The organism is Hydrogenimonas sp. (assembly GCF_029933015.1).
In the GTDB taxonomy this organism is placed as follows: Bacteria; Campylobacterota; Campylobacteria; order Campylobacterales; family Hydrogenimonadaceae; genus Hydrogenimonas.
The window spans coordinates 1-13551 of sequence record NZ_JAOZOZ010000039.1; the positions used below are offsets into that span (position 1 = coordinate 1).

Annotated in this window: 11 protein-coding genes and 1 pseudogene; 9 read left to right on the forward strand and 3 right to left on the reverse strand. The window is 56.6% G+C overall.

Translation table 11 applies throughout. The features are described 5' to 3' along the window. Positions 1-608 (reverse strand): recombination protein RecO (gene recO / locus Q1K23_RS04300; RefSeq protein WP_300362741.1); only part of this gene is annotated, 608 nt, incomplete at its 3' end. 157 nt (positions 609-765) lie between these two features. On the opposite strand from recO, the gene gltB reads away from it, so the two are divergent. The 9 genes from gltB (at position 766) to Q1K23_RS04345 (ending at position 11839) form a co-directional block, all read left to right on the forward strand. After that, entirely contained in the window at positions 766-5190 is a 4425-nt protein-coding gene (gene gltB / locus Q1K23_RS04305) for a glutamate synthase large subunit (protein WP_300362742.1), read from the forward strand. A gap of 1 nt (position 5191) precedes the next feature. Further along, complete coding sequence (locus Q1K23_RS04310; protein WP_300362743.1) at positions 5192-6574, forward strand: glutamate synthase subunit beta; 1383 nt, start codon at positions 5192-5194, stop codon at positions 6572-6574. Position 6575: 1 nt separating this feature from the next. Then, complete coding sequence (locus Q1K23_RS04315; RefSeq protein WP_300362744.1) at positions 6576-7295, forward strand: inositol monophosphatase family protein; 720 nt, start codon at positions 6576-6578, stop codon at positions 7293-7295. An 11-nt stretch (positions 7296-7306) separates the two neighbouring features. After that, positions 7307-8155: an acetyl-CoA carboxylase, carboxyltransferase subunit beta gene (accD, locus tag Q1K23_RS04320; RefSeq protein ID WP_300362745.1), complete on the forward strand. Its 849-nt coding sequence runs from the start codon at positions 7307-7309 to the stop codon at positions 8153-8155. After that, positions 8152-8718 (forward strand): thiamine phosphate synthase, encoded by a 567-nt coding sequence (locus tag Q1K23_RS04325; protein ID WP_300362746.1) that lies wholly within the window; start codon positions 8152-8154, stop codon positions 8716-8718. The genes accD and Q1K23_RS04325 overlap by 4 nt, the downstream gene beginning before the upstream one ends. After that, positions 8708-9166, forward strand: coding sequence for a 23S rRNA (pseudouridine(1915)-N(3))-methyltransferase RlmH (locus Q1K23_RS04330; protein WP_300362747.1), 459 nt, complete (start codon positions 8708-8710; stop codon positions 9164-9166). The genes Q1K23_RS04325 and Q1K23_RS04330 overlap by 11 nt, the downstream gene beginning before the upstream one ends. A gap of 207 nt (positions 9167-9373) precedes the next feature. Next, positions 9374-9730 carry an RNA polymerase-binding protein DksA gene (gene dksA / locus Q1K23_RS04335; protein ID WP_300362749.1) on the forward strand — a complete coding sequence of 119 codons (357 nt, stop codon included), beginning with the start codon at positions 9374-9376 and terminating at the stop codon, positions 9728-9730. Between the two features lie 59 nt (positions 9731-9789). After that, a complete protein-coding gene (locus Q1K23_RS04340; RefSeq protein ID WP_300362751.1) occupies positions 9790-10806 on the forward strand; it encodes a hypothetical protein in 1017 nt (338 codons plus the stop codon). 67 nt (positions 10807-10873) lie between these two features. After that, the gene (locus Q1K23_RS04345) at positions 10874-11839 is read left to right on the forward strand and encodes a tRNA-dihydrouridine synthase (RefSeq protein WP_300362752.1); all 966 of its coding nucleotides are present in this window, start codon (positions 10874-10876) and stop codon (positions 11837-11839) included. A gap of 106 nt (positions 11840-11945) precedes the next feature. Here Q1K23_RS04345 and Q1K23_RS04350 read toward each other — a convergent pair whose 3' ends face one another. Both Q1K23_RS04350 and Q1K23_RS04355 read right to left on the reverse strand, forming a co-directional pair. Then, positions 11946-13169, reverse strand: coding sequence for a cation:proton antiporter (locus tag Q1K23_RS04350; RefSeq protein ID WP_300362754.1), 1224 nt, complete (start codon positions 13167-13169; stop codon positions 11946-11948). A gap of 18 nt (positions 13170-13187) precedes the next feature. After that, a pseudogene (locus Q1K23_RS04355) lies at positions 13188-13551 on the reverse strand (hypothetical protein); the annotation flags it as partial.

Genomic DNA, 13551 nt, shown 5'->3' on the forward strand with positions numbered 1-13551 from the left:
TCCAGAAGCGTCAGCCACAGACCTTCCACGACGCCATCGTCAAGAAGTATCGTCTGTTTCGTCTCCATCAGGTTCGTGATCGTCTCTTTCGGATAGCTTCGCGCGATGACACATCGGGGGTGGGCGGGGAGGAAGGCGCGGATCAGGGCGATCTCCCCGTCCAGTGGATCGCCGCAGGCGAAACAGATGTCGGGGGTGTGCAGACGGCCTTCGTGTTCGAGGATGGCCAGATAGGCTTCGACGGCGCTGCGTTTGGGATTCTGCAGGTGCCAAAGCGAGGCGGAGCGTTCGAGCAGATCGAAATAGAAGCGGCCCGTCAGTTCCACATCCTTGAGATGTTCGAAAAGAAGCGAGATGAAATACTGCCAGATCTGCAGCCGTTCGCTCTCCTTGAGCCAGGGATATCCCAGGTGGATGACATGGCGGAGTCTCGGCATGAACTGTATCGCGTCCCGTTCGGCTTCGAAATCGATTTTGTAGCCGGTCGTGATGATCGGATGCCTGGCGCCGTAGAAGCGGTAGAGCGTCTCGATCCTTTCGGGTGTGAGAACCGTGACGATCGTGTCTTCGTTTTTCGCCCTGCGGACATTGAGTATGTATCCCTGCATCTTTTCGGCCGATCCTTTGGAATTTACCTATCTTCGCATTTTAGGGCTTTTTGGAAGCCCTTGGCGCACTTTTCAGTTAGTTGTAACCCCATTTTTTGTAAAATCGCTTAATTTTGGAGTATTGTACCAAAGAACTCAACCATGAAAAGGGTTTGGAATGGATCTATTGCGAGGATTTAAAGACAACTGTGGCTTCGGTTTGATCGCCAATATCGAGAATCGGCCGAGTCACGAACTTCTTGAGGATGCCATCCACGCACTCGAGCGGATGATGCACCGCGGCGCGATCGCGGCCGACGGCAAGAGCGGCGACGGAAGCGGCCTGCTGCTTTCGATGCCCGGGAAGTTCATGGAGAAAGTGGCCCGGCAGGAGGGGCATACGCTGCCGGCGCAGTACGCCGTGGCCCAGATTTTCTACAGAAACACCGAAAATCTCAGGGTTTTCGAAGAGATGTGCGAAAAGAACGACCTGCGCATCCTTTTTACCCGGGAAGTGCCGATCGACACCGACGCACTGGGCAAACAGGCCCTCGAAACGCTTCCCTCCATCGTCCAGATTTTCGTGACGCCCAACTCCCTGATGGCGACGAAACGGTTCGAGGCGCTGATCTACCTGACACGCCGTGAGACGGAGATCGCCCTCAAAGAGGATGCCGACTTCTACATTCCAAGCTTCTCCAACAAAGTGATCAGTTACAAGGGTCTGGTGATGCCGACCCACATCAAAGAGTTCTATACCGATCTGGAGGATTCCGATTTCGAGATCAGTTTCGCACTCTTCCATCAGCGCTTCTCGACAAACACGCTGCCGCAGTGGCGGCTGGCCCAACCTTTCAGAATGATCGCCCACAACGGCGAGATCAACTCGGTCGAGGCGAACCGTTTCAACGTCGCCGCCAAATGCGAGTCGGTCAAGTCGGAAGTCTTCAGCGACGAGGAGATCCAGCGGCTGCTTCCACTGATGCAGGAGGGTTCGAGCGACAGTGCGAGCCTCGACAACTTCTTCGAGTTTCTGCGGGTCAACGGCATGGATATCTTCAAAGCCGTACGCGCCGTGATCCCGGCACCCTGGCAGAACGCGCCGCATATGGACGCCAACCTGCGGGCTTTCTACGAATATATGAGTACCTGCTTCGAAGCGTGGGACGGTCCGGCCGCCGTCAGTTTCACCGACGGACGCTACATCGGCTGTGTTCTCGACAGAAACGGTCTGCGCCCGGCCAAATACGTCATCACGAAGGATTGGCGTCTCATCATCTCCAGCGAGTACGGCGTCGTCGATATCGACGACGACAACGTCTACGAGCGGGGCCGTCTGCAGTCGGGCGAGATGATCGGCCTCGATCTCAAGTACGGAACGATTCTCAAAAACCACGAGATCGACGACTATCTGAAGAGTTCGCGGCCCTACGCCGAGTGGCTCAACGAACAGATGGTCTATCTGCAGGAGTACGTCGAAAAGCCATTCGACAATCTCGAGCGCTACAATCTCGACCAGATGATCGAAAAGCAGCGCTACTTCAACATTACCCAGGAGGTGATCGACCAGATCATCGAGCCGATGGTCAAGGATGGCAAGGAGCCGACCGGTTCGATGGGTGACGACACGCCTCTGGCTGCGTTTTCGAAGGTCCAGCGCAACTTCACCGACTTCTTCAAGCAGAAATTCGCCCAGGTGACCAACCCTCCCATCGACCCGATCCGCGAAAAGGTGGTGATGAGTATCAACACCGGATTCGGCGAGATCCACAACATTCTCGACGAGGACCCCGATCACGCCCAGCGTCTCAAAACCACCTCACCGATCCTGACGGCCGAAAAGCTGGAGGTTCTCAAGAGCTTCGGCGATGAAAAACATCCCCGTTACCGCCCCTACTACAAAAACAGGACCTACAGCACCACCTACGAGGAGAACCTCAAAGGAAGCCTCGAGGATCTGGTCTACGACATCATCGAGGATGTGAAAAACGACGGAATCCGCATCGTCATTTTCGACGACAAGGGACTCGATGAAAACCACAAGACGATCCCGATGGCGATGGCGGTGGGACGTCTCAACTACGCCCTTCTGGATGCGGGCGTCCGCCACCTGGTGAGTATCGTGGCCGTTACCGGAGAGGTGATCGACTCGCACTCCACGGCCTGTCTGCTGGCCTACGGCGCTTCCGCCGTCTACCCCTACATGCTCTACGCCACGGTCTACCGCCTTCTGGCCAAAAAACAGCTCAGCGACTACGAGATGCGCAACGAGTTCAAAAAAGTCCACGGTGCGCTGGGAGCGGGAATTCTCAAAATCATGTCGAAGATGGGGATCTCCACCGTCGCCTCCTACCGGAACTCCGCGCTCTTCGACGTGCTGGGGCTCTCCGAGGATATCGTGGAGGACTGTTTCCGCAACTCCCACGCACTCGTCCCGGGGCTCGGCTACGGCGACATCGAGGAGCGTATCGAAAGGTACCACCGCGAAGCTTTCGAGCACGAGCATCTGAGAAAACTCTTCCCTCTCAACGTGGGGGGCTTCTACAAATATATCGACGGGCAGGAGTACCACGACTTCGCCCCCGATACGATCCGTCAGCTGCGGGATGCCGCGGTGACGGGCAACTGGGAAGATTACGAACGGCTCAAAAAGATCATCGAAAACCGCGACAAGAAGATGATCCGCGACTTCTTCGCCCTCAAAAGCGACCGCAAGCCGATCCCACTGGAAAAGGTGGAACCCAAAGAGGCGATCTTCAAGCGTTTCGCCAGTGCGGCGATGAGTCTGGGATCGATCTCTCCGGAGGCGCACGAAAGCATCGCCGAGGCGATGAACCGCATCGGTGCCCAGTCCAACAGTGGAGAGGGCGGCGAAGACGCCAGCCGCTTCGGCACCATCCGCAACTCCAAGATCAAGCAGGTCGCTTCCGGCCGCTTCGGTGTCACGCCCGCCTATCTGCGCAGCGCCGAAGAGATCCAGATCAAGATCGCCCAGGGCGCGAAACCGGGTGAGGGCGGACAGCTGCCGGGCCACAAGGTCACGGCGCTGATCGCCAGACTGCGCCATACGATGCCGGGCGTGACGCTCATCTCTCCGCCGCCCCACCACGATATCTACTCGATCGAAGATCTGGCCCAGCTCATCTTCGACCTCAAACAGGTCAACCCGGACGCGACGATCACGGTCAAACTGGTCTCCACGGCCGGAGTCGGCACGATCGCCGCAGGTGTCGCCAAAGCCTACGCCGACAAGATCATCATTTCGGGCGGCGACGGCGGTACGGGCGCCGCGGCCCTGGGATCGATCAAGTTCGCCGGCAATCCGTGGGAGATCGGGCTGAGCGAGGCCCACAACGCCCTCAAGGCCAACCACCTCCGCCAGAATGTCCATCTGCAGACCGACGGCGGTCTGAAGACCGGTATGGATATCATCAAGGCGGCGCTGCTGGGTGCCGAGAGTTACGCTTTCGGAACACCGGCACTGGCGATGGTGGGATGTAAGATGCTGCGCATCTGCCACCTGAACCGCTGTTCGGTCGGTATCGCGACCCAGGAGCCGATGCTTCGCGAACACTTCGAGGGCAACGTCGAGCGTCTGGTCAACTACTTCACGCTTCTGGCCGAAGATGTCCGCCAGATCATGGCCTCTCTGGGCTACGAGACGATGGAGGAGATGATAGGGCGCAGCGACCTGCTGGAAGTGATCGACGACGAGTTCGCGAAGAAGTTCGATTTCAGTTCGATCCTGATGCGGCTGGAGGGTCCCGACACCTGCCAGGTCCCCTCCAACGAGCCGTTCGATACCAACGAGTTCGAAAAGGATGTCCTCAAGGAGGCGCAGCCTGCGATCCAAAATCCCCAGGAGAAGCTGGTCATCCACCGCAAGATCTGCAACCTGAACCGCAGTTTCGGTGCCCGCATCAGCGGCGAGATCGCCAAGTACTACGGCGACGGAGGACTGCCGGACGATACGATCCGCATCCAGCTGGTAGGCATCGCCGGACAATCCTTCGGCACCTTCCTCATCAACGGCGTGACGCTCCGTATCGACGGTGTGGCCAACGACTATGTGGGCAAAGGGATGAACGGCGGCAAGATCATCATCGCGCCGCTGAACCAGGGTGAGAAGTTCTCGGCGGCGGGCAACACCTGTCTCTACGGCGCGACGGGCGGAAAGCTCTTCGTCGCCGGCAACGTGGGCGAGCGTTTCGCGGTGCGAAACTCCGGCGCCCTGGCCGTCGTGGAAGGAACGGGCGACCACGCCTGCGAATATATGACCGGAGGCGTCGTCGTGATCCTCGGCCAGACGGGCGTCAATTTCGGCGCCGGTATGACGGGCGGACTGGCTTTCGTCTACGACGCCGAGCATACCTTCGTCGAAAACATCAACCAGGAGCTGGTAGAAGCCCGTCGCATCGATACCGACGATACCGACGAAGCGCGCCACTATCTCAAAAGGCTGCTCAAAGAGTATTTCAACGAAACGGGCAGCAAAAAAGCAGAATGCATACTCAACAATTTCCGTATGCAGATCCGTAACTTCTGGATGGTTCGACCCAAAGAGTTGCGTAAAGTACCTTTGAATCTGGACGAGGGAGAGTAAGATGCAGAATTTCATTTTTGTCGAACGAATCGACCCGAAAAAACGCAACGTCGTCGAGCGGATCAAGGATTTCCGGGAGATCTACGAGGTTTACAGCCCCAACGAAGCATCCAGTCAGTCGGAGCGGTGTATCCAGTGCGGCGATCCCTACTGCCACAACAAATGTCCACTGCACAACTACATTCCACAGTGGCTCAAGGCGGTGGCCGACAAGGATCTGGAGCTGGCTTTCAATCTCTCCAACGAACCCTCTCCCTTCCCCGAAATCATGGGACGCATCTGCCCCCATGACAGGCTTTGCGAAGGGGACTGTACCCTCAACGACGGGTACGGCGCCATCACGATCGGGCCTGTGGAAACCTTCATCAACGAAGAGGGCTTCAAAGCCGGCCTGAAGCCGCGCTTCGCCGAAAAGAAGGTGGGCAAAAAGGTGGCGATCGTCGGTTCCGGCCCGGCCGGTCTCTCGGCGGCGACCTATCTGCTCCGCGCCGGTATCGATGTGGAGATCTTCGAGCGGGCCGACCGGCCCGGCGGGCTGCTCACCTACGGAATTCCCGGCTTCAAGCTCGACAAGAACGTACTTTTCAGACGTGTCAAATGGATGGAAGAGGCGGGACTGAAGATCCACTACGGCGTCGAAATCGGCAGGGACAAACCCTTCGACGAGCTGGTCAGCGACTTCGATGCCGTCTTCATCGGTGTGGGCGCCTCGCAGCAAAGACGCGCCGGCATCCCCAACGAAAACGCCAAGGGGTGCCTGATGGCGATGGATCTGCTGGTCAATATCCAGAAAAAACTCTTTGGCGATCCCTACGACAGAAGCGTCGACGTCAAGGACAAACGTGTCGTGGTCATCGGAGGCGGCGACACGGCGATGGACTGTGTGCGCACGTCGCTGCGCGAAGGCGCCAAGAGCGTCACCTGTCTCTACCGCCGGGACGCCCGCAACATGCCGGGTTCGCGCAAAGAGTACAACAACGCGAAGGAAGAGGGTGTCGAATTCGTCTTCAACGCCTCGCCCAAGCAGGTTCTGGTCAACGACGAAGGGGAAGTCGTCGGCATCGAGATGCTCAAGACCGCCCTCGGTGAGCCCGACGAAAGCGGCAGACAGCGCCTCAAGGAGATCGAAGGGAGCGAATTCCGCGTCGACGCGGATGTCGTCATCTTCTCTCTGGGCTTCAATCCCGTGCCTTTCGAGTTTCTCTCGGCCAACGGCATCGAAACCAACGAGTGGGGCGGCATCGTCATCGACGAGAATTTCGAAACGACGACCAAAGGGGTCTATGCGGGCGGTGACTGCCGCAGAGGGGCCGATCTGGTGGTCACGGCGGTCTACGACGGGCGGGAAGCCGCCAAGGCTATGATCCGGGAGCTTTTGGAATAACGTGACACCTTTTGTCGAAACGACCCTGATCGCCGCCCACGAGATCGCCGCCATTCTCCACGACGGCTGGCGCCAAGAGTTCGGCGATCATGGCGGCATCGGAGCCGGCGGGGACAGAACGGCCGGAATCGACACGCTGGCGGAGAACATCTATATCGAAAAACTTTCGAAATTTGGTAAAATCGATTCGGAAGAGGCGGGGATCGTCGGCTCAGGCGAAGCGACGATCGTCATCGATCCGATCGACGGCAGCGACAACGCAGTGTCGGGTCTTCCCTACTACGGCTCCTCCATCGCACTGGAGGTGGACGGGAAGGTGCAAGAGGCGGTCGTGGTCAATCTGGCCAACGGAGACTGTTTCTACAAGACGCGTGCCGAGCTGATGCAGGGGAAGATAGGCTCGGACCGATTCATGCCTGTCGTCAGGCGGGAAGAGTCGACGATAGGGATTTTCGAAAAGGCGTACGCCAACCCCGAACTCGCCATGGCCCTGCTGCGGAAAAAACAGAAGTTCCGCTCGCCGGGGGCCGTGGCTCTGTCGTTGGCGTATGCCCACTATGTCAGTTTCGTCATCTTCGCAGGTCCGAGGCGCCGGTACGATTTCGCGGCGGCGCTTTGGATGTGCGAAGGTCTGGAGACGATCGTGGAAGAGGAACTGCTGATCGTTGCGAAGGAGCGTGAGACGGCTCTGCAACTGCACCGTTTGGCACAAGGCGAATAAGGAAAAAAATCATGAATTTCGGCAACATTTTCAAAAGCATCCGCAAAGAGCATCCCAAGCCGGCGGAGGCGCCGGCACACTGGATCAAGTGTAAAAAGTGCAACGCCCTGATGTACTACAAAGAGATCGAGGCGAATCACTACGTCTGCCCCAAATGCGGTTTCCATATGCGGCTGACGGCCGATCAGCGTATCAAACTCCTGGCGGACGAAGGCACTTTCACGGAGCACGACGCCGATCTCGAACCGGTCGACCCGCTCAAATTCGTCGACAAGAAGAGTTACAAAAAACGGCTGGAAGAGGCGAAGAAGAAGACGGGACGCACCTCCTCCGTCATCAGCGGATCGTGTGAAATCGGCGGGGAACCTGCCGAACTGGTCGTCTTCGACTTCGCCTTCATGGGCGGGAGCCTTGGCTCCGTGGAGGGTGAGAAGATCGTCAGGGCCGTCGACCGCGCACTAGAGAAAGGGTGCGGCCTCGTCATCGTCAGCGCCAGCGGCGGGGCCAGGATGCAGGAGAGTACCTATTCGCTGATGCAGATGGCAAAAACCAGTGCGGCCCTGGCGAAGCTCGACGATGCGAAACTCCCTTTCATTTCGATTCTGACCGATCCGACGATGGGCGGTGTCAGCGCCTCCTTCGCGATGCTGGGAGACATCATTCTCGCCGAACCCGACGCTCTGATCGGTTTCGCGGGCCAGCGCGTCATCAAACAGACGATCGGCGCGGATCTTCCCGAAGGATTCCAGCGCTCCGAATTTCTTCTCGAGCACGGTCTCATCGACAAAGTCGTTCCCCGGCGCGTTTTGAAAGAGACGGTGGCCGAACTGCTCGAACTCTTCAACAAAGAAGGTGTGTGAAACTCTACGCTCTGCTGGACGAGGATTCTCTCCAAGCCCGCGGATGGTCTCTGGAACGGTTCGTCCGAAAGGCTCTCGATGCGGGTGCCGAGATGCTTCAGTACCGTAACAAAAGCGGCGATACCTCGCTCATCGCCTCCCGACTCGAAACGCTTCGCCCCCTTTTTGACGGCCGCCTCATCGTCAACGACCATCCACGGCTCGCGAAACTGTGTGACGGTGTACATGTGGGACAGGAGGATCTGATGCGCTATGGCGCCGATCCGAAGGAGGCGGTGCGGAAACTGCGGGAAATCGTGGGAGAGAATCGATGGATCGGGCTCTCCACCCACAATGCCGAAGAGATCGAAACCGCCAATGTTCTTGATATCGACTATATCGGTCTGGGAGCCTGCCGGGCCACCTCCACCAAAAGTGACGCGAACGTGCTCGGATGTGAAAAGATCGCGCGACTGGCCGCGACGTCGAAACACCCTGTCGCTGCGATCGGGGGAGTGCGTCCCGATGATGAGGTCGAAAACGTGACGTGGCTGGTCATAGGAAGCGCACTCTATGAAGATTAACGTCGTCGCAATCGCCAAGCCTGAAAGAGACTGCTACAGCGAGCTCTGCGACCGGTTTTCGAAAATGGCGAAACGGTACGCGACGCTCGAAGCGTACGACCTTTTCAATGCGAAAGTGACGAAGGCGCAGGAGAGTGGACGTGAGATGGCTCAGAAGAGTTATGCCGATCTTTTCGAACCCTGGCTGGGCAGGGGGTTCACGATCGCCCTCGATCCCCTGGGGAAGGAGCCGACGAGCGAAAAGTTCGCGGAACTGCTGCGCGACAGGCACGAGGTCACTTTCTTCATCGGAGGGGCCTACGGCCACAGCAGGGAGTTTCTGGGCAGATGTGACCGCACCATCAGCCTTTCGCAACTCACCATGAGCCACAAAGTCGCGAAGGTGACGCTTTTCGAGCAGATCTATCGCGGCCTGACCATCAATCACGGCCATCCCTACCACAAGTAGAGCGACAGTGGAAAATTCTCTCTTCTAAAGCATTTTCCCCAATTGACGATAATTAGATTCAAGGGTTCTGAAGTGTAGAAACGTAACGATGTAAAAATGAATTACATCGTCAAAGAGAATTTTATGGAAAGCCTTGAGTTTCCCTGTGAATTTTAAGGCAAATTTGATAGAATTCGGAAATTTTGAATTGAGCCAAGGAGTAGCGATTTGAGAGAAAACGACATCAGATATTTCAAACATATGCTTGAAGACAGAAAAGACCAGATTCTAAAAAACATCCACGGAAGTTCCAAAGAGCTGGACGAACTCCACAGAAACCACGAAGTGATGGACGAAGGCGATTTCGCATCGGTCTCCACGGACAACATGATCAACGAAGAGATTCTCTCCACCCAGCAGAAAGAGCTCGAAGAGATCGACGAGGCGCTGACGAAGATCCAAAACGGCACCTACGGCATCTGCGAAATGTGCGAAGAGCCGATCGGTATGCAGCGTCTTAAGGTCAAACCCTATGCGAAATACTGCATCACCTGCCGTCAGATCGCCGAAAAGAGCCCTGCATAAGGAGGTGATAATTTCACTTCCGTTATGATATACGGAAGTCAATCATCGAAGGAGGCACCATGCATCTGAAACGTTACACTCTGGCGGCGATACTCATCATCGCTGCGGTCGGGACTTTTGTCCACCAGATGGTCACACCGGACGAATTTACGCTCAATCTGATGGGTGTGAACGTGACGCTTCCGATCGCGGTATGGGTCGTCATACCGATGGTGCTTCTGTATTTCGCATCCTTTTTCCATATGCTCTATTACGGCTTCAAAGCCTACATGCGCCGCAAGCGGGTCACGAAAGATATCGAAAAGCTCGCGGACGCCCTCTACTGGGACATTCTCAAATCACCCAAAAAACACCATTACACCGACAAGCGGGTCAAGCCGATCGGTGTCGTGCTCGACAGCGGATGTGACGACTTCACGAAAGTGGACAAGAAGCTCTGTCACGAAAAGGTCCGCGACGCCATCGACATCGTCACGGCGATCAGACACGGCGAAGTGCTGGATCTGAGCAAATACAAGCTCGAAAAGAGCAACCCCTACGTGATCCAGAACGCTCTGAACATGCTCAAACAGGAACCCGACCGCGCCGAAGAGGTGCTGCGCCGGGTTCCCTACTACGACGAACGCGTCATCAAGGAAGCCGCACGCATCTTCGTGGAGAAGGCGACGGAGCAGCAGCTGGAGAAATATCTCGATTTCATCGACAAAGATGTGATGATGCATCTGATCGACACCCTTGAAGAGCGGGACGAAAAAAACAGGATTTCGCTGACGCTGATCGAAAAGATCCTGACGAAAAACAGTCCGAGCGACTGCGATTACATGCTGATTTCGCGCAAGCTCGTCAAATCCTATACACCCCACGAACTTCTCGCCTTTTTCGAGAAACTGGCCGCGCGGGACGAAAAAGCCTTCAAAGCCTATGTGTTTACACTGATCGAGTTCGAAATGCTCGACAAAGCCAACGAACTGTTGCAGGATACCCAGCGTGGCGAATACCTCGACTTCAAAGCCTATCTCGATCTCAGAAAGAGCGGCAAGCACTACCCGATCGATCTTCTTCTCAATCAGTGCTGATACGGCAAGGGGAGGTGTCCTGTGCCTCCCTCTTTACAAGAAGCCTCTCTTATAGTATAAATCGGGCATGAAAAAGATACTCGATTTTTCCCGACCCCTCTATGTACTGGCCCCATTGGCGGGACTGACCGATCTGCCCTTTCGCAGTGTCGTCAAAAAGTTCGGCGCCGATCTGACGGTCAGCGAGATGATCAGCTCCAACGCCCTGGTGCACAACTCCAGAAAGAGTCTCAAAATGGTCGAAAAGTCCCCCTTGGAGACTCCCTATTCGGTGCAGATCGCAGGAGCCGACGAGACGATCGTCAAAGGGGCCGTGGAGATTCTCAACGGGATCGAGGGGATCGACATCATCGATCTAAACTGCGGCTGCCCGGTTCCCAAGATCGTCTCACACGGTTCGGGAAGCTCGCTGCTGCTTGATCTGGAGAAGATGGGACGGATCATCCGGACCATCAAGGAGACGTCGAAAAAACCTCTGACCAGCGCCAAGGTCCGTATAGGCTTTCAGGAGAAGCGGCCCGTGGAGATCGCCAAGACGGTCGAGGATGCCGGCGCCGACTTCATCGCCGTCCACGGCAGAACCCGGGCGGGAAAGTTCAGGAGTGCCGTCGATTACGAAGCGATCCGTGACATCAAGGAGGCCGTCTCCATTCCTGTCATCGCCAACGGCGATATCACCGACTACGCCAAAGCCCAGTGGGTACTGGAGTTTACCGGAGCCGACGGGGTGATGATCGGCCGGGGTGCCGTGGGCAAGCCGTGGCTCTTCTATCAGCTCAAACACGGCGTTTCCGACGAAGAGATCGATGCGGCACTGAAAAAGGAGGTGATCCTGGAGCATTTCGACCAGATGATCGCCTTTTACGGGGACTACGGCGCCGTCTTGTTCCGCAAGCATCTGCATACCTACTCCAAAGCCGGCTACCGGGGTGCCAGCGCTTTCCGCGACCGGGTGAACCGGGAGAGCGATCCGAAAATCATGCGGGAGTTGATTGCGGAGTTTTTCGATGCGAAAAACTCCTTGAATGGATAATTGAGAATTGAGAATTGAGAATGAAGGAGGCGGCTGCGCCGCTACTATTGAGATATAAGTAAGCTGGTATATACCAGCTTCCTCCTCACTTCCCACTTCTCACTTCTCACTCTCCACTCCTCCCGCGCAGCGACTCCATATGTTTCGCGTAGAGTTTCGCCAGCGGTTTGGCGCTGAGGCCGTGGAGGAAGATGCTCAGCAGCACCGTCAGCGTCACGGTCCCGTAGATCGTTTCGTGACCTTCGGCACCGCCGAGCTGGTGGACGACGATCATCATGTAGAGGATCGAAGCGATACCGCGGGGGCCGAACCATCCCAGAAAGAGTTTCGTGGGCCAGTCGAGTCCGAGTCCGGTGAGGCTGGCCACGACGGGGACGATCCTGAAAAGCGTAAGGCTCAGCAGTGCGTAGAGGAGCACCTTCCAGCTCCAGGTATCGACGACCATCGGTACGATGACAAGTCCGAAGAGGGTGAAGATGACGAGAATCAGAAGCTCCCCTTCGCTTTCGACGAACTCTTCGATGTTCTCGTGCAGCTCGGGCGTCAGATTGCCCATCACCATCCCTGCGATGAAGGCGCCGATGTAGCCGTTTCCACCGATATATTCGGAGAAGTAGTAGGCGAAGATCGCCAGGGCGAAGGGGATGAGGTTGCGGTAACTGTGTTCGAGCCAGTCGAGGCGAAGAGAGATCTTCGCCTGGAAGGAGCCGATCCATCCTACGACGACACCCCCGACGACACCCAGGGCGATCTGCTGGAGCACATATCCGAGCCAGCCGCCCTGCATCTGCTCCTGTCCGCTGCCGATAAGGGCGACGACGGTGATGAGGACCGGAAAGACGAAACCGTCGTTGAGACCGCTCTCGACATTGATCGCGGAACGGATCCTTTCGGGAACGATTGGATCGGTGACGACCGCTTTGCCCAGCGCCGCATCAGTGGGGGCCAAAAAAAGAGACAGAAGCAGCAGATAGAGCGGTGACTCTTCCGGAAAAAACCAGAAGGCCACCCCGGCGGCGAAGAGGATGGTCAGAGGCAGAGCGATGCCGAGCATGCGGATCGGCATGCGCCATCCTCTGCCGAAACGTTTGATGTCGAGGGTGGAGGCGTCAGCGAAAAGGACGACGATCAGGGCGATCTCCGCCATGGTCTGGACGATCTCCCCCTCCAGATGGAGAAACTCTTTACCGAAGAAAAGGGGAGAGAGAAGAATCCCGATCGTCGTGAAAACCATCGGTCCGCTGATATACCATCGGTTCAGAAGTTTCGAGTAGTAGCCATACCCCAGAATCACCATGATGATCCCGAGGATTGTCATGTTTTCATGCATGAATCCTCTTTAAAGCGTTCAAAGATGCTCCTCTTTGCTGGCGTTGGCTTTGAAGGCTTCGTAAGCGTCGGGATGATTCTCTTTGAGAAAGTGGTCCAGCTGTCTCTTGTTGCTTTCGAACATCCGTGCGAAATCCTCTTCCGCTTCGATATTTCCCGCTCCGAATGTATCCAGAAGAAGATTGGTGTTTCCGATGATCGTCAGATACTGCTTTCCGCCGAACTCGATCAGAAGGAGCCTGTTGTGGGCATCGAGAGGCTTCTGGAAACGTATGGTCGCCTCTTCGGGAATCTTCCCGGCCAACGGCGCGGTTTTTGGCATGAGCCATCCTCCGCTTTTGGCGAAGCCCCGAACTCCTCTTTTCCTGACCATCCAGAGGATA